This is a genomic window from Azospirillum sp. A1-3 (genome assembly GCF_023806445.1).
In the GTDB taxonomy this organism is placed as follows: domain Bacteria; phylum Pseudomonadota; class Alphaproteobacteria; order Azospirillales; family Azospirillaceae; genus Azospirillum.
On sequence record NZ_JAMSLU010000006.1, the window covers coordinates 295,767 to 310,421 of the forward strand.

General features: G+C 66.5%; 17 protein-coding genes. 9 read left to right on the plus strand and 8 right to left on the minus strand.

Annotated features, from left to right (window positions below; genetic code table 11):
• Nucleotides 1–144 precede the first annotated feature (144 nt).
• From M5E06_RS29150 to M5E06_RS29170, 5 genes are all read left to right on the plus strand, one after another.
• Nucleotides 145–2,931, plus strand: coding sequence for a hybrid sensor histidine kinase/response regulator (locus M5E06_RS29150; protein WP_252141242.1), 2,787 nt, complete (start codon nt 145–147; stop codon nt 2,929–2,931).
• The gene (locus M5E06_RS29155; RefSeq protein WP_098736194.1) at nt 2,928–3,428 is read left to right on the plus strand and encodes a chemotaxis protein CheW; all 501 of its coding nucleotides are present in this window, start codon (nt 2,928–2,930) and stop codon (nt 3,426–3,428) included. The genes M5E06_RS29150 and M5E06_RS29155 overlap by 4 nt, the downstream gene beginning before the upstream one ends.
• An 87-nt stretch (nt 3,429–3,515) precedes the next feature.
• Nucleotides 3,516–3,881, plus strand: coding sequence for a response regulator (locus tag M5E06_RS29160; RefSeq protein ID WP_109150431.1), 366 nt, complete (start codon nt 3,516–3,518; stop codon nt 3,879–3,881).
• 90 nt (nt 3,882–3,971) lie between these two features.
• Nucleotides 3,972–5,135, plus strand: a complete 1,164-nt coding sequence (locus M5E06_RS29165) for a protein-glutamate methylesterase/protein-glutamine glutaminase (RefSeq protein WP_252141243.1) — start codon at nt 3,972–3,974, stop codon at nt 5,133–5,135.
• Nucleotides 5,132–5,971, plus strand: a complete 840-nt coding sequence (locus M5E06_RS29170) for a CheR family methyltransferase (RefSeq protein ID WP_252141244.1) — start codon at nt 5,132–5,134, stop codon at nt 5,969–5,971. Before M5E06_RS29165 ends, M5E06_RS29170 begins: the two co-directional genes overlap by 4 nt.
• 60 nt (nt 5,972–6,031) lie before the next feature.
• On the opposite strand, the gene M5E06_RS29175 is transcribed toward M5E06_RS29170, so the two are convergent.
• The 4 genes from M5E06_RS29175 to ctrA form a co-directional block, all read right to left on the minus strand.
• Nucleotides 6,032–6,256 (minus strand): hypothetical protein, encoded by a 225-nt coding sequence (locus tag M5E06_RS29175; RefSeq protein ID WP_109150428.1) that lies wholly within the window; start codon nt 6,254–6,256, stop codon nt 6,032–6,034.
• A 48-nt stretch (nt 6,257–6,304) separates the two neighbouring features.
• Nucleotides 6,305–6,538 (minus strand): hypothetical protein, encoded by a 234-nt coding sequence (locus M5E06_RS29180; RefSeq protein ID WP_109150427.1) that lies wholly within the window; start codon nt 6,536–6,538, stop codon nt 6,305–6,307.
• A 113-nt stretch (nt 6,539–6,651) separates the two neighbouring features.
• The gene (locus M5E06_RS29185) at nt 6,652–6,861 is read right to left on the minus strand and encodes a cold-shock protein (protein WP_012977930.1); all 210 of its coding nucleotides are present in this window, start codon (nt 6,859–6,861) and stop codon (nt 6,652–6,654) included.
• A 256-nt stretch (nt 6,862–7,117) separates the two neighbouring features.
• On the minus strand, nt 7,118–7,858 hold the full coding sequence (ctrA, locus tag M5E06_RS29190) for a response regulator transcription factor CtrA (RefSeq protein ID WP_109150426.1): 741 nt from the start codon (nt 7,856–7,858) through the stop codon (nt 7,118–7,120).
• A 254-nt stretch (nt 7,859–8,112) separates the two neighbouring features.
• Between ctrA and fliI the strand changes: the two genes are divergently transcribed.
• Together fliI and M5E06_RS29200 are read left to right on the plus strand one after the other, a co-directional pair.
• Complete coding sequence (gene fliI / locus M5E06_RS29195; RefSeq protein WP_109150425.1) at nt 8,113–9,450, plus strand: flagellar protein export ATPase FliI; 1,338 nt, start codon at nt 8,113–8,115, stop codon at nt 9,448–9,450.
• On the plus strand, nt 9,447–9,881 hold the full coding sequence (locus M5E06_RS29200; protein WP_109150424.1) for a flagellar export protein FliJ: 435 nt from the start codon (nt 9,447–9,449) through the stop codon (nt 9,879–9,881). The genes fliI and M5E06_RS29200 overlap by 4 nt, the downstream gene beginning before the upstream one ends.
• A gap of 225 nt (nt 9,882–10,106) precedes the next feature.
• Here M5E06_RS29200 and M5E06_RS29205 read toward each other — a convergent pair whose 3' ends face one another.
• From M5E06_RS29205 to M5E06_RS29215, 3 genes are all read right to left on the minus strand, one after another.
• Nucleotides 10,107–10,685 (minus strand): hypothetical protein, encoded by a 579-nt coding sequence (locus tag M5E06_RS29205; RefSeq protein ID WP_252141245.1) that lies wholly within the window; start codon nt 10,683–10,685, stop codon nt 10,107–10,109.
• Between the two features lie 115 nt (nt 10,686–10,800).
• Entirely contained in the window at nt 10,801–11,031 is a 231-nt protein-coding gene (locus M5E06_RS29210) for a hypothetical protein (RefSeq protein WP_136701216.1), read from the minus strand.
• Nucleotides 11,032–11,177: 146 nt separating this feature from the next.
• Nucleotides 11,178–12,188, minus strand: coding sequence for a LysR family transcriptional regulator (locus M5E06_RS29215; RefSeq protein WP_252141246.1), 1,011 nt, complete (start codon nt 12,186–12,188; stop codon nt 11,178–11,180).
• A gap of 147 nt (nt 12,189–12,335) precedes the next feature.
• Between M5E06_RS29215 and M5E06_RS29220 the strand changes: the two genes are divergently transcribed.
• Nucleotides 12,336–13,508 carry a mandelate racemase/muconate lactonizing enzyme family protein gene (locus M5E06_RS29220; RefSeq protein ID WP_252141247.1) on the plus strand — a complete coding sequence of 391 codons (1,173 nt, stop codon included), beginning with the start codon at nt 12,336–12,338 and terminating at the stop codon, nt 13,506–13,508.
• Nucleotides 13,509–13,645: 137 nt separating this feature from the next.
• On the opposite strand, the gene M5E06_RS29225 is transcribed toward M5E06_RS29220, so the two are convergent.
• Nucleotides 13,646–13,855: a hypothetical protein gene (locus M5E06_RS29225; protein ID WP_247870802.1), complete on the minus strand. Its 210-nt coding sequence runs from the start codon at nt 13,853–13,855 to the stop codon at nt 13,646–13,648.
• 219 nt (nt 13,856–14,074) lie between these two features.
• Between M5E06_RS29225 and M5E06_RS29230 the strand changes: the two genes are divergently transcribed.
• On the plus strand, nt 14,075–14,629 hold the full coding sequence (locus M5E06_RS29230; RefSeq protein ID WP_109156233.1) for a carbonic anhydrase: 555 nt from the start codon (nt 14,075–14,077) through the stop codon (nt 14,627–14,629).
• The last annotated feature ends 26 nt before the right edge of the window (nt 14,630–14,655 follow it).

A 14,655-nucleotide genomic window follows, 5' to 3' on the forward strand; every position in this document is an offset into this window, starting at 1 on the left:
TATCGGAAGAGGTAAGGTTCTCTTAATCAGTGTTTGACAGGCTCCCACCCTACCTGGACTGGAGCGCAACCGGCGGCCGGCAAAGCCGTCCGTTCGAGCCGCAGGCCGGCGCGGACCATAAACATTGGGCCTGGGGAATGCGACATGGATGATCTGCTGTCCGAATTTCTGACGGAAACCAACGAAAACCTCTCGGTGCTCGACGTCGAGTTGGTCCGGTTGGAGCAGAACCCCAACAATCCGGAACTGCTGTCGAACATCTTCCGGCTCGTTCACACCATCAAGGGCACTTGCGGCTTCCTCGGCCTGCCCCGCCTGGAGAAGGTGGCGCACGCGTCCGAGAACGTGCTGGGCAAGTTCCGCGATGGCGAACTGACGATCAACCCGGAAGCGGTGTCGCTGATCCTGCAGGCTCTGGACACCATCAAGAGCCTGCTGGCGGTCCTGGAAGCGACCGAGGCGGAACCGCCGGGCGACGACCTGCCGCTGATCGAGCGGCTGAACCTGTGCGCCGAAGGCAAGCTGGGCGGTCCCGCCCCGGCCGCCGCCGCGCCGCCGCCGCCTCCGACCGCCCCCGCGGTCGCCGCGTCGGAGTCCCGTCCGGTGACCCTGGACGAGCTTGAGGCGCTGTGGAACTCCACCCCCGGCCCGAACGACATTCCCGCCCCGGCCGCCGCTCCCGCCGCCGGCACCGCGGTCGCCACCCGCGCGCCCGAGCCGGCCGAGGAGCCGGCCCCGTCGCAGGACCTCGTCGTGCCCGACGCCGAGCCGGCCGCCGCCAAGATGCCGGCCCCGGTCGCCCCGATGGCGAGCGGCGGCGGTTCGGCCGGCGGTGCCGCCGATGCGGGCGCCGAGGCCGCGACCAAGGAATCGGCGGTCGCCGCGCAGACCATCCGCGTGAACGTCGACCTGCTCGAAAACCTGATGACCATGGTGTCGGAGCTGGTGCTGACCCGCAACCAGCTGCTCCAGATCCTGCGGTCGCAGAAGGAGAGCGAGTTCGCCGCCCCGCTGCAGCGCCTGAACCATGTGACGTCGGAGCTGCAGGAAGGCGTCATGAAGACGCGCATGCAGCCGATCGGCAACGCCTGGGCCAAGCTGCCGCGTCTGGTGCGCGATCTGGCGCACGAACTGAACAAGAAGATCGACCTCCAGATGCTCGGCGCCGACACCGAGCTGGACCGCCAGGTGCTGGAGCTGATCAAGGACCCGCTGACCCACATGGTGCGCAACAGCGCCGACCATGGGCTGGAGATCCCGGCGGAGCGCCTGAAGGCCGGCAAGTCGGAGACCGGGCGCATCACGCTGAACGCCTATCACGAAGGCGGCCACATCATCATCGAGATTCAGGACGACGGTAAGGGCCTTGCCATCGACCGGATCAAGCAGAAGGCGATCCAGAACGGGATGGCGTCGGAAGGCGAGCTGGCCTCGATGACCGACCAGCAGATCATCCAGTTCATCATGAAGCCGGGCTTCTCCACCGCCGCCAAGGTCACCAACGTGTCGGGCCGCGGCGTCGGCATGGACGTGGTGAAGACCAACATCGAGAAGATCGGCGGCACGATCGAGATCAAGTCGGCCCAGGGCAAGGGCTCGACCTTCGTCATCAAGATCCCGCTGACCCTGGCCATCGTCTCGGCCCTGATCGTGGAATGCGCCGGCGAACGCTTCGCCATTCCGCAGATCAGCGTGGTCGAGCTGGTGCGCGCCGCGTCGGACAGCGAGCACACCATCGAACGGCTGAAGGGCACGCCGGTGCTGCGCCTGCGCAACCGCCTGCTGCCGCTGGTGTCGCTGCAGCAGCTGCTGCGGCTGGACGACAGCGAGGGCGCCGCCAAGACGGAGGACGAGACCTTCATCGTCGTCACCCAGGTCGGCACCTACACCTTCGGCATCATGGTCGACCGCGTGTTCGACACCGAGGAAATCGTGGTGAAGCCGGTGGCGCCGATCCTGCGCCACATCGAGATGTTCTCGGGCAACACGATCCTGGGCGACGGCTCGGTCATCATGATCCTGGACCCCAACGGCATCGCGTCGGCCACCGGCGAGATGGCGATGGGCGAGGCCGCGGGGAAGGAGACCACCGCGGTCCAGACCCAGCGCCAGGAGGACAAGATGGCGCTCCTGCTGTTCCGCGCCGGCGAGGGCGCGCCCAAGGCGGTGCCGCTGTCGCTGGTCGCCCGCCTGGAGGACGTCGATCTCGCCACGGTCGAGCTGTCGAACGGCCTGCCGGTGGTCCAGTACCGCGGCAAGCTGATGCCGCTGGTGCCGATCAACCCGAACTTCGTCATCGCCAACGAAGGCCGCCAGCCGGTCCTGGTCTTCGCCGACGGCGACCGCTCGATGGGGCTGATCGTCGACGAGATCGTCGACATCGTCGAGGAGAAGCTGAACGTCCAGCTGGCCGCGGAGCGTCCCGGCCTGATGGGTTCGGCCATCATCGCCGGCAAGGCGACCGAGGTGATCGACGCCGGCTTCTTCCTGACCCAGGCCTACAAGGACTGGTTCGGCTCCTCCGCCCAGGAGGGGTTCGAGGAGGAGAAGCTGCAGCGCGTGCTGCTGGTGGACGACAGCCCCTTCTTCCGCAACCTGCTGACGCCGCTGCTGTCGGTCGCCGGTTACGACGTGACGGCGGTGGAGAATGCCGGCGACGCGCTGGCTCTCTGCGAGGCGGGCGAGGACTTCGACGTCATCGTCTCCGACATCGAGATGCCGGGCATGAGCGGCTTCGACTTCGCCGAGGCGGTGCGCCACGGCAGCCGCTGGCAGCGTGTGCCGATGGTCGCGCTGTCCAGCCACGCCAGCGCCCGCGACCTCGACCGCGGCCGGATCGCCGGTTTCAACGACTATGTCGCCAAGTTCGACCGTGACGCGCTGCTCTTCGCGCTGCAGCAGACGCTGACCGAACAGAAAGGTGCCGCATGAGCAACGCCAAGCTGCCGTCCACCGTCCGGAAGTCCAGGGGCGACGACATCGTCGTCTCCGGCAACCAGGACTTTGTGACCATGACGATCGCCGACCAGATGTTCGGCATCCCGGTCCTTCAGGTGCAGGACGTGCTGGGCCATCAGCGGATCACCCGCATCCCGCTGGCCCCGCCGGAGGTCGCCGGATCGCTGAACCTGCGCGGCCGCATCGTCACCGCTATCGACGTCCGCCTGCGGCTCGGCCTGACCGGCCGGCCGAAGGACAAGCCGGGCATGTCGATCGTCGTCGACCTGCGCGGCGAGCTGTACAGCCTGATGGTCGATTCGGTCGGCGAGGTGCTGAGCCTGACCAAGGAGGACTTCGAACGCAACCCGGCGACGCTGGATCCGCGCTGGCGGGAGGTCTCGACCGGAATTTATAGGCTGAACGGCCAGTTGATGGTTGTGCTGGACGTGCCCCGTCTGCTCAACTTCACAACCATCGAGACGGCCTGACGGCTCGCGGCGCTCTTCGCGATGGAGAGCGCCGCTCCGGCCCGGCCGGCTTTTGCCGACGAACAGATGACCTGAGGCCCTGCCGCAATGAAATCCTGCCTGGTGGTCGATGACAGCCGCGTGGTCCGCAAGGTCGCGCGCAAGATCCTGGAAGAGCTGAACTTCGCCTGCAGCGAGGCGGAAGACGGCAGGCAGGCGATGGAAGCCTGCGCGGCGCAGATGCCCGACGCCATCCTGCTGGACTGGAACATGCCGGTGATGACCGGGATCGAGTTCCTGCGCCGGCTGCGCAAGATGAGCGGGGGCGAGCAGCCCAAGGTGGTGTTCTGCACGACCGAGAACGACCTCGCCCACATCCAGGAGGCGCTGTCCGCCGGGGCCAACGAGTACATCATGAAGCCCTTCGACAGCGACATCATCCAGACCAAGTTCGCGCAGGTCGGCCTTCTCTGATCCTGGCCGCATTCCAGGCCCGGGTGCCGGAAGAAGCCGCCCGGGAAAAAGCCGCGTTGACTATGTCGAGTTGAAAGGCGAATCGCCGTTATGTCGGACAGTTTTGGCAGAGGCCCCCTCACCACCGCGCGACCGGCCAACCCGGATCCCGTCCGGGTCATGGTGGTGGACGACTCCGCCGTCATCCGTGGCCTGCTGACCCGCGCGCTGGAAGGGGACCCGGACATCCGCGTCGTCACCTCCGTCGGCGACGGACAGATGGCGGTCAATTCGCTGCAGCGCAATTCCATCGATGTCATCGTGCTGGACATCGAAATGCCGGTGATGGACGGGCTGACCGCCATCCCGAAGCTGCTGGCGGTGGCGCCGCAGGTGAAGATCATCATGGCCTCCACGCTGACCTTGCGCGGGGCCGACGTTTCGATGCGCTGCCTGTCGGCCGGTGCCGCCGATTACATCCCGAAGCCGACCTCCACCCGCGAGATCGGCGGGGCGGAGGATTTCAAGCGCGAGCTGGTCGCCAAGGTCAAGGCGCTGGGCGCCGCCGCCCGGCGTGCCGGGTCGCGAAGCCGCGGCGAGATCCGCCCGCTGACCCCGGCGGCTCCGGTCGGACTGCTGAAGCGCGAGGTCGGGCCGATCACCACCCGCCCGGCCCCGGCCGGCATCGCGGTGAAGCCGGATGTGATCGCCATCGGCAGCTCCACTGGCGGCCCGCAGGCCCTGTTCGAGGTGCTGTCGCACCTGAAGACCGGTATCAGCCAGCCGATCCTGATCACCCAGCACATGCCGGCGACCTTCACCACCATCCTGGCCGAGCACATCAGCCGCCAGTGCGGGATCGACGCGCGCGAGGCCAAGGACGGCGAGCCGGTCGTGCAGAACCGCTGCTATATCGCGCCCGGCGACTTCCACATGCTGGTGGCGCAGCGCGGCGGCACCAACGTGATCGCGCTGAGCAAGGACCCGCCCGAGAATTTCTGCCGCCCGGCGGTCGATCCGATGATGCGGTCGATCCTGAAGGCCTTCGGCGGACGCAAGATCCTGGCCTGCATCCTGACCGGCATGGGGCAGGACGGGCTGAAGGGCTGCACCGACGTGGTCAACGGCGGCGGCACCCTGATCGCCCAGGACGAGGCGTCGAGCGTGGTCTGGGGCATGCCCGGTGCGGTGGCGCAAGCCGGCATCTGCAACGCCATCCTGCCGCTCAAGGAAATCGGTCCCCACATCCGCAAGCTCGCTTCGAGGGCAGCATGAGAGTCGAAGATTTCGACATGTTCTCCACGCTGCTCAAGCAGCGTTCCGGCCTGGTCCTCACCCGCGACAAGGCATACCTGCTCGAATCCCGGCTGATGCCGGTGGCGCGCAAGTGGAACATGAAGGGGCTGGAGGAACTGGCGACCACCGTCCGCACCCGCAAGGACGAGGCGCTGCTGCGCGACATCACGGAAGCGATGACGACCAACGAGTCGTCCTTCTTCCGCGACCAGAAGCCCTTCGACCAGTTCAGGCAGCTGGTGCTGCCGAAGCTGATGGAGGCGCGGGCGGCCAAGCGCAGCTTGCGCATCTGGTCGGCCGCCTGTTCGTCGGGACAGGAAGCCTATTCGCTGTCGATGATCCTGAATGACGAGGCGGCGAAGCTGGCCGGCTGGCGCATCGAGATCATCGGCACCGACATCTCGGCGGAAATGGTGGAGCGGGCGAAGGCCGGTATCTACACCCAGTTCGAGGTGCAGCGCGGCCTGCCGATCACCATGCTGGTGAAGCATTTCAAGCAGAACGGCGACAAGTGGCAGATCAGCCAGCAACTGCGCCAGATGGCGTCGTTCCGTGAATGGAACCTGCTGGGCGACCTGTCGCCGCTGGGCCAGTTCGACATCGTCTTCTGCCGCAATGTGCTGATCTATTTCGATCAGCCGACGAAGGCGAAGGTGCTGGAATCGATTTCCCGCCAAATGCCGCAGGACGGCGTGCTGTATCTGGGCGGCGCGGAAACGGTGCTGGGCATCACCGACAAGTTCAAGCCGGTGGAAGGCCAGCGCGGCCTCTACAGCATGGGCGGCTTCTCCGCCGCCGGCGCCAAGGTGGCGTAAGGCTTTCCGCAGGTGCGACGGGGGCGGGAAAGCCGCCCCCATTCGAACGAAAAAACGGCGTCAGGCCGACGGCGTGATCGACTTGATCGGGCCGCGCGGGTTGCCGGACATTTCCGCGATCTTGCGGTCCTGCGTCTCGATGAAGGTGCGGATGGAGTTCTCGCGGTCGAACTGGTCGATGTCGGCGGTCGGCACCTTGCGGTTCGAGGTGCGCGCTCCGTCCTGGTAGATCACATCGAAGAGCGCGAAGGCGTTTTCGACGGGTTGCTTCTTCTGACGGGCCATGGCCTGTCCTCCGTATGGTCGCGGTCGGCCGCGCTTGCGGTCGCCCGGTCAGGCATTGTTGGTGTCGGTCTTGGTACCGGTCTCGGTCGAGACGGCGTCATCCTGCACGTCCGCATCGTCCTGCCCGGTCAACTCGGGATCAGTCTGGTCGCTGTCGGTCTGGTCGCCGGCGCGGCGGGCGGCGACGCCTTCCTCGCGGCGTTGCAGCCGTTCCGCCTTCTTCTGTTCCTTGGCCCGGTTGCGCTCGGCCCGCTGCTGGTTGTAATTCGGTTTGAAAGCCATAGCGGTTCTCCTCTGGGCAGAGCCCTGCGTCTGGGCAACAGCGACTTGTGCAACACGGAAAAAGGGCACCGGTTTCCCGATGCCCCTTTTTCCGCAGGTCGGCGGTCAGGCGGTCAGACCGCCTTCAGATTTTCCGCCGAGGTCTTGCCACGCTTCGGATCGCGCTGCTCCTCGTAGGAAATCTTCTGGCCATCGACCAGGCTGCGCAGCCCGGCGCGTTCGACAGCGGAGATGTGAACGAACACATCCGGGCCGCCGCTTTCCGGCTGAATGAAACCGAAGCCCTTGGTGCTGTTGAACCATTTGACGGTGCCGACGGGCATGTCTGTCTCCCATAACGCGAAGGGCGCCGCACCACCGGTGCGGCGCATCAGACTGGGTGTGGGAATGGCGGCCCCCAAATGCCCGCTAAGGCATGATCGCGATGGCGAAAAAAGGGGGGCTGAGCGTGGGAGCGTTTGAACGCCCCGCAGTCCGAAGCAGAATGACCCATCAGACATGGGAACGCCCGGTCCCCCTTTCAAGGCGAAAGAAGGCCGGGCGTTCGATGGGCGGACGAAAAGAAATGCGGGCTTGCCGTCAGCCGGCGGCCTGCTGCTGCGGCACGCGCGGCGGCGGCGGGGGATTGCCCTCGGCGACTTCCTCGTGCGGGTCGCGCAGCACATAGCCGCGGCCCCACACCGTTTCGATGTAGTTGTCGCCCTGGGTGGCGGCAGCCAGCTTCTTGCGCAACTTGCAGACGAAGACGTCGATGATCTTCAGTTCCGGCTCGTCCATCCCGCCATAGAGATGGTTCAAGAACATTTCCTTGGTCAGCGTCGTGCCCTTGCGCAGGCTCAACAACTCCAGGATGCCGTATTCCTTGCCGGTCAGGTGTAGCGGCGACTGGTCGACCTCCACCGTGCGGGTGTCGAGATTGACGGTCAGGCGGCCGGTGCGGATGATGCTGTCGGAATGCCCCTTCGACCGGCGGACGATGGCCTGGATGCGGGCGATCAACTCGCGCTTGTCGAACGGCTTGGTCAGGTAATCGTCGGCGCCGAAACCCAGCCCCTTGATCTTGTTGTCCATCTCGGTCAGGCCGGACAGGATCAGGATCGGGGTGGTGACGCGCGCGGCGCGCAGGCGGCGAAGAACTTCGTACCCGTCGATGTCCGGCAGCATCAGATCAAGAATGATGATGTCGTAGTCATAGAGTTTGCCGATCTCCAGCCCGTCTTCACCCAGGTCGGTAGAGTCGACGATGAATCCTTCCGTGTTCAGCATCAGCTCGATGCTTTTGGCGACGGAGGAATCGTCTTCAACCAGCAGAACCCTCATGGCGATATCCCGACGTTTGATGGCGCGCTTTCGCTACCCGACTCTGGTAATGGTCCCCGATCCTTGATGATCGATTTCAACCATCCCGTTTACACAAGTTAACAGACGATTCAGCTTAACGCCAGCGCCAAGCGCTTACACAACGTTAATCCTTCCATCGCAAGATGCGATCATGGTGGTTAACGTCGCCTCCGTCCACAGAACTACCACTTAATAGGAGCGCGTTCCGTCTTGGGAACGCCGGTATCCGATCCATGCCGTTCGATATCGATCAGTTGATCCGCGACATCGACCAGATTCCCGACTGCAGCCGTTACGGCCGCGTCACCGCCGTGTCCGGCCTGATGGTCGAGGTCGGCGGGATCGAAAAGGAATTGTCGGTCGGTGGCCGCTGCATCGTCGAGACGCGCGACCGCCGCCGCATTCCGTGCGAGGTCGTCGGCTTCCGTCAGGGGCGGGCGCTCGCCATGCCCTTCGGCGCGCTCGACGGGGTGGGGCTGGGCTGCCGCGCGCTGGTGGCCGGCGATCAGGCGATGATCTACCCGACCGACGCCTGGCTCGGCCGTGTCGTCAATGCGCTGGGCGAGCCGGTGGACGGCAAGGGGCCGCTGCCCAAGGGGCCGCAGGGCACGCCGATCCGCAACAACCCGCCCAACGCCCATTCCCGCGCCCGCGTGGGGGGCAAGCTGGACCTGGGCATCCGCGCCATCAACGCCTTCCTCACCTGCTGCCGCGGCCAGCGTATGGGCATCTTCGCCGGATCGGGCGTTGGCAAATCGTCGGTCATGTCGATGCTGGCGCGTTTTTCGGCCGCCGAGGTCGCGGTGATCGGCCTGATCGGCGAGCGCGGACGCGAATTGCAGGAGTTCATCACCGAGGATCTGGGCGAGGAGGGTCTCGCCCGCAGCGTCGTCGTCTGCGCCACCTCCGACGAGGCGCCGCTGATGCGCAAGCAGGCGGCCTACATGACTCTGGCGGTGGCCGAGCATTTCCGCGACCAGGGTCGCGACGTGCTGTGCATGATGGACAGCGTCACCCGCTTCGCCATGGCCCAGCGCGAGATCGGCCTGTCCGCCGGCGAACCGCCGACGACCAAGGGCTATCCGCCGACCGTCTTCGCCGAGCTGCCGCGCCTGCTGGAGCGCGCCGGGCCGGGGGTGGTCGGGTCGGGCACCATCACCGGCCTGTTCACCGTGCTGGTCGACGGCGACGACCACAACGAACCGATCGCCGACGCCGTGCGCGGCATCCTGGACGGCCACATCGTGATGGAACGCAAGATCGGCGAGCGCGGGCGCTATCCCGCCATCAACATCCTGCGCAGCGTGTCGCGCACCATGCCCGGCTGCAACACGGCGAACGAGAACGAACTGGTCGGCTATGCCCGCCGCCTTCTGTCCTCCTACGACAATATGGAGGAGATGATCCGGCTGGGCGCCTACCGCCGCGGCACCGACCCGCAGGTGGACGAGGCGATCCACTACCAGCCGGCACTGGAAGCCTTCCTGAAGCAGGGCAAGCGCGAGGCCACCGATCTGGAGACCAGCTACGCCATGCTCGCTGAAATCTTTGGGGTGCAGTGGCCGCAATGAGCCTGAAAACGATCATCCGCCTGCAGAAGCTGCAACTGGACGAGAAGCGTCGCGTCCTGGCGGAACTCCACACGCTGGCCGACCGGCTGCGCAACGAGATCGAGAAGGTGAAGCAGGAGATCGCGCACGAACAGGAAACGGTGCGCGACGACTTCTCCGTCTCCTTCACCTATTCCAACTTCGCCCAGGCGGCGTTGGAGCGCGGCCGCAAGCTGGGCGAATCCTTGGGCCAAGTGGAGGCGCAGATCAACATCGCCACCGACGAGATGGCCGAGGCCTTCCAGGAACTGAAGCGCTACGAACTGGCGGAGGAGGAGCGGCTGAAGCGCGAGCGCGACAAGCAGAAGCGCAAGGAGGCCGCGATGCTGGACGAAACCGCGCTGGTCGGGTTCAGGCGTCGGCAGGCGGAGGAGGAGGCGGCTGGGGGGTGAGGTTTGGGGGGTGTGGGTGTCGGCTGACGATGCCCCCACCCCAACCCTCCCCCGCTGGGCGGGGGAGGGGCAAGTGCTGATGCGGGACAGTGGCGGCAGTCCCTCCCCCGCCCAGCTCTCGCACAAAGCTTCGCTTTGTGCTGACGCGGCAGGCGGACCGTAGGTCCGCTGAGAGCGGGGGAGGCTAGGTGGGGGCAATCGAAGCCGACACCCCAGCCAAATCCCTCAAACCGTCACCGAAACCAGTCCGCCCGGCGATCCGCCAGAGCGCCCGCCGGTCGCGGCCGGAGTGAACCCGCCGGTCGCCGGCGCCGCTGCATTGCTGGCCCCCGCCGTCGTCCCGCCGCCTGAAGCACTCGCGAAGGATACGCCGATCGACGTGCCGGCCGACCCGGAGCCGCTCGCCGCCGGGGTATAGCCACTGCCCGACGAAGTCCCCGTTCCACCGGTGCTACCGTCCGCCGATCCGCTCGACCCCGCCTTCGTCGCGGCCGATTTCCGCTCGTCCTCCTGCGCCAAGCGGCTGGCGGTGCGGCGGTATTCCTCGACCACGCGCTGGGAGGGGATCTGGTCCTGGGTTTCGCCGGTGTCGAAATCACGGAAATACAGCACAGCCACCCGCGCGCCCTGGTCATAGCGCAGGAAGGGGCTGATATAGCCGGGGCCGGAAGCCTTGTCCGTCCCGCCCTCGGCGGTGCTGCCGGTGCTCTCGGCGGGAGGCGATGCCGAAGCGGATCCCGACTCCGTCGGCTGGAAAGCCGTCGGGCGGATTGCCGTCGTGCTGGAAACGCCACGGATCTCCATCGGTGCCTCCCGCGCTTCTTGCCCGCTTTCCAGGCGTTGCCGTTGAGACAGCCCCCGGCCGGGTGCCGTCCCGCGTCGTTCTCCCAGCCGTCCCCGCTACGCGACCCGATCCGGGTCAGACCGTGATATTGAGGTTCTGGCCGCGGGTTGGGGTGGTGTTGCCGCCGCTGGAACCGCTCTGGACCGTCTGCGCCTCCTGCTGGCGGCGGGTGCGCTCGGTCTGGTCTTCCTGCGCGGTTTCGACGGGGGAGGTGGACCGCTGCGCCGCGGCCGGGCCGCTGCTGAGCGGGGTGACGTAGGGCTGCTGCTGATAGCCGCCGATACCGCCAATGCTGCTGACGCCCATGATCGTTCCTCCGGTCGCTGACGCGACGCCTCCTAAACCAACTAGGCAAATTTTGCCCGATCGGAAGGGTTAGTGCCAGCGAAATCGCGCGCTTGGACAGCCTTTGTCGAGAATGTCAACGATCAAAGTGACTTGGGGGCAAACGGTCACAACTCTTCTTCCGTGACCGACTCCACTCCGGCAACCGGGAGAGCGGACTCCGCCGGCGACTCGGCGTTGCGCCACAGGGCGGCTTCGACCGCGAGCGTCCAGAAGCTTTCGGCCGCCTTGCTCTGGCGGGCGCGCGGGCGGACCAGCCGGATCTGCACCGGAACGGTCCAGCGCTCGTCGCCGGCCGGCACCCCGGCGCGAACCAGGGTGCCGCGCGCCAGATCCTCGGCGATCAGACTCTCCGGCAGCCAAGCCACCCCGCGCCCGTCGCGCGCCAGCGTGCGCAGAACCGCCGCGAGGTGGGAGGTGAAGACGGTGTCGAGCGCCGCGGGCAGCGGCTGCGCCGCCCGCACCGCCTCCAGGATGCGGCCCATGCCGGATTCGCGGCTGTAGGACAGGTGGGGCAGCGGCGCGCTTTCGCCGCTTTCACTGTTTTCCCTGGCAGCCAGCAGATGGCGCGGCCGACCGGCGGCATCGGGGGCGGTCACCGCCAGCAGCCGGTCGCCGCCGACGACGACGGAGCGGAAGGACTCCGCATCCAGCCGGCCGGCCGCCGCCGGGTGGGCGTGGCAGAGCAGGAACTGCGCCTGTCCGGCCAGCATCAGCCGCTCGCAGGCCTCCATGCTGTCGGACGACAGGGTGATGGCGCCCAGCCTTGCCCGCGCCTCCAGCGCCCGCAGCCAGGAGGGGAAGAAGGTCAGCGACAGCGCGTGGGTGGCGGCGAAGCGCAGGGTCGCGGCCTCCGACTGGGCGGCGAGCCGGGCCTCCTCGCGGCCCTGCAGCAGGCGGCGCACGGTCTCGTCGGCGAAGGGGCGGAAGCGGCGCCCGGCCTCCGTCAGAGTCACCGGCTGGGTACTGCGGTCGAACAGCGGGGTGCCGGCCCAGTCCTCCAGCGCGCGGATGCGGCGGCTGAAGGCCGGCTGGGTCAGGTGGCGCGCGTCGGCGGCGCGGGAGAAATTGCCGCAATCCACCAGCGCCAGGAAATCGTCGAGCCAGGAGAGTTCCATCGCCCAATCTTCGTCACGTCTGCCGGCCTCCGGCCACCCTATGCCGAACCCGCATGATGCGTTCCGACCTTGGCATTGGCCCGGCGGCCCGCACCATCCCTACAGTGCTGCCATCGAACGCGCCACCACGCTGCAAGGGGAACCGCCATGCGCATCGTCGAAATCCGCGAGCAGACCGCCGGCATCAAGTCCGACATCGCCAACGCCTTCATCGATTTCAGCCAGATGACCTGCAGCGTCGTCGCGGTGGTCACCGACGTGGTGCGCGACGGCAAGCCGGTGATCGGCTACGGATTCAATTCCAACGGCCGCTATGCCGCGGGCGGTCTGCTGCGCGAGCGCTTCATTCCCCGGCTGATGTCGGCGGCGCCCGACAGCCTGCTGGACGACAGCGGCGAGAACCTGGACCCGTTCCGCATCTGGGCGCGGCTGATGACCAACGAGAAGCCGGGCGGCCATGGCGAGCGTTCCGTCGCCGTCGGCACCATCGACATGGCGGTGTGGGATGCCGTGGCGAAGATCGCCGGCGTGCCGCTCTACCGCCTGTTGGCCGACCGCTTCCGCGGCGGGGTGGCCGACGACAGCGTCTGGGTCTATGCGGCCGGCGGCTATTACTATCCCGGCAAGGATGTGAGGGCGCTGCAGGACGAGATGCGCAGCTACCGCGACCGCGGATACAAGGTCGTGAAGATGAAGATCGGCGGTGCCCCGCTGGCGGAGGATCTGCGGCGCATCGACGCGGTGCTGGAGGTGGTCGGGTCGGGCGAGAACCTGTGCGTCGATGCCAATGGCCGCTTCGACCTCGACACCGCCATCACGTACGCGGAGGCGCTGAAGCCCTATGGCCTGTTCTGGTACGAGGAGGCCGGGGATCCGCTGGACTATGCGCTGCAGGCCGAACTCGCCAACCACTATGACCGGCCGATGGCGACGGGAGAGAACCTGTTCTCCCACCAGGACGCCCGCAACCTGATCCGCCATGGCGGCATGCGGGCCGACCGCGACTGGCTGCAGTTCGACTGCGCGCTGAGCTATGGTCTGGTGGAGTATCTGCGCACGCTGGACATGCTGAAGGACAATGGCTGGTCCAGCCGCCGGGTGGTGCCGCATGGCGGGCACCAGATGTCGCTGAACATCGCCGCCGGCCTGCATTTGGGCGGCAATGAATCCTATCCCGATGTCTTCAAGCCTTTCTGCGGTTTCGCCGACGGTATCGCAGTCGAGGATGGCCGGGTGCGCCTGCCGGACCTGCCCGGCGTCGGCTTCGAAGCGAAGTCGGAACTGTTCGCGAGGATGAGCGGGCTGCTGGAAACCCGGTAACGCTGCTCAAGTTCAAGACCGGAACCTGTTCCTTTGGGAGACGGGCCATCAATCTTTGAATCGGCCATTGACCGAGTGCTCTACTGTGTCAATCTGTTGGTGGTCGCAACGTTTCAGAAAGGAGGTGATCCAATGTCTCATGGAGCCAGTCCGGTCGTCGCCGCATTGTTCGGTCTCGCCACTCTCCTGACGGCGGGGATCGCCAACGCGGACTGTTCGTCCAGCCACAGCGCGAGCGCCTCGCCGCCGCCGGCCTCCAGCACCGTCGGGTCGGCCGGCACACCGGCGCCGAGCAGCACGCGCGGCGGGTGACAGCCGAACGCTGACGACCGGGAACATCCATGCATGGAAACGGGCCGTCCCTCACCGGGGCGGCCCGTTTTCCTTTCCGTTCGGTAACGGAATGAAATCCGGTTGTGGGTCGATCTATCCGAAAAATACCACAGTGTCGGGATTCATTGCTTTTTCGCACTGTGGAACCCCATGTATTGGAATTTTTAATACTTACCTGCCACCATCGCGCGTGAAACCCCCGATACGGGTTCGGGGCGTGTTGGGAGGGCACAATGGATCATTCGACCGGTCATCACCATGGCTGCTGCCAGGGCGAACACAGCTCGCGCCGCGGGTTCCTGAAGCTGGCGACGCTGGGTGCCGGCGTGACGCTGATGGCGCCGATGATGATGAGCCGCCCGGCCCTGGCCGGCAGCGTCGACACGCTTCTACTGTCTTGCATGGACTATCGCCTGATGGGCCATGTCGCCAGCTACATGAACGCCCGCAACATGCAGGCGAACTACGACCACGTCATCCTGGCCGGCGCCAGCCTGGGCGCCCTGACCGAGAAGAAGCCCGCCTGGGGCGAGGCCTTCTGGGACCATGTCGCGGTCGCCAAGGACCTGCACCACATCAAGCGCGTGATCGTCATGGATCACCGCGACTGCGGCGCCTACAAGGTCTTCCTCGGCATGGACCTGTCGCCCGATCCGGCCAAGGAGGCCGAGGTGCATGGCCAGTACCTGACCAAGCTGAAGGCGATGGTCAAGGAACGCCACCCGGACCTTGAGGTCGAGCTGCTGCTGATGGGCCTGGACGGCAACGTCGAGAAGCTGGCGGCGTAAGCGGAAAAAGCCTGACCACATCCCCC

Excerpts from the sequence above, each read along its gene's own strand:
- M5E06_RS29150 (WP_252141242.1), top strand. The coding sequence starts at position 145 with ATGGATGATCTGCTGTCCGAATTTCTGACGGAAACCAACGAAAACCTC.
- M5E06_RS29155 (WP_098736194.1), top strand. The coding sequence starts at position 2,928 with ATGAGCAACGCCAAGCTGCCGTCCACCGTCCGGAAGTCCAGGGGCGAC.
- M5E06_RS29160 (WP_109150431.1), top strand. The coding sequence starts at position 3,516 with ATGAAATCCTGCCTGGTGGTCGATGACAGCCGCGTGGTCCGCAAGGTC.
- M5E06_RS29165 (WP_252141243.1), top strand. The coding sequence starts at position 3,972 with ATGTCGGACAGTTTTGGCAGAGGCCCCCTCACCACCGCGCGACCGGCC.
- M5E06_RS29170 (WP_252141244.1), top strand. The coding sequence starts at position 5,132 with ATGAGAGTCGAAGATTTCGACATGTTCTCCACGCTGCTCAAGCAGCGT.
- M5E06_RS29175 (WP_109150428.1), bottom strand. The coding sequence starts at position 6,256 with ATGGCCCGTCAGAAGAAGCAACCCGTCGAAAACGCCTTCGCGCTCTTC.
- M5E06_RS29180 (WP_109150427.1), bottom strand. The coding sequence starts at position 6,538 with ATGGCTTTCAAACCGAATTACAACCAGCAGCGGGCCGAGCGCAACCGG.
- M5E06_RS29185 (WP_012977930.1), bottom strand. The coding sequence starts at position 6,861 with ATGCCCGTCGGCACCGTCAAATGGTTCAACAGCACCAAGGGCTTCGGT.
- ctrA (WP_109150426.1), bottom strand. The coding sequence starts at position 7,858 with ATGAGGGTTCTGCTGGTTGAAGACGATTCCTCCGTCGCCAAAAGCATC.
- fliI (WP_109150425.1), top strand. The coding sequence starts at position 8,113 with ATGCCGTTCGATATCGATCAGTTGATCCGCGACATCGACCAGATTCCC.
- M5E06_RS29200 (WP_109150424.1), top strand. The coding sequence starts at position 9,447 with ATGAGCCTGAAAACGATCATCCGCCTGCAGAAGCTGCAACTGGACGAG.
- M5E06_RS29205 (WP_252141245.1), bottom strand. The coding sequence starts at position 10,685 with ATGGAGATCCGTGGCGTTTCCAGCACGACGGCAATCCGCCCGACGGCT.
- M5E06_RS29210 (WP_136701216.1), bottom strand. The coding sequence starts at position 11,031 with ATGGGCGTCAGCAGCATTGGCGGTATCGGCGGCTATCAGCAGCAGCCC.
- M5E06_RS29215 (WP_252141246.1), bottom strand. The coding sequence starts at position 12,188 with ATGGAACTCTCCTGGCTCGACGATTTCCTGGCGCTGGTGGATTGCGGC.
- M5E06_RS29220 (WP_252141247.1), top strand. The coding sequence starts at position 12,336 with ATGCGCATCGTCGAAATCCGCGAGCAGACCGCCGGCATCAAGTCCGAC.
- M5E06_RS29225 (WP_247870802.1), bottom strand. The coding sequence starts at position 13,855 with ATGCATGGATGTTCCCGGTCGTCAGCGTTCGGCTGTCACCCGCCGCGC.
- M5E06_RS29230 (WP_109156233.1), top strand. The coding sequence starts at position 14,075 with ATGGATCATTCGACCGGTCATCACCATGGCTGCTGCCAGGGCGAACAC.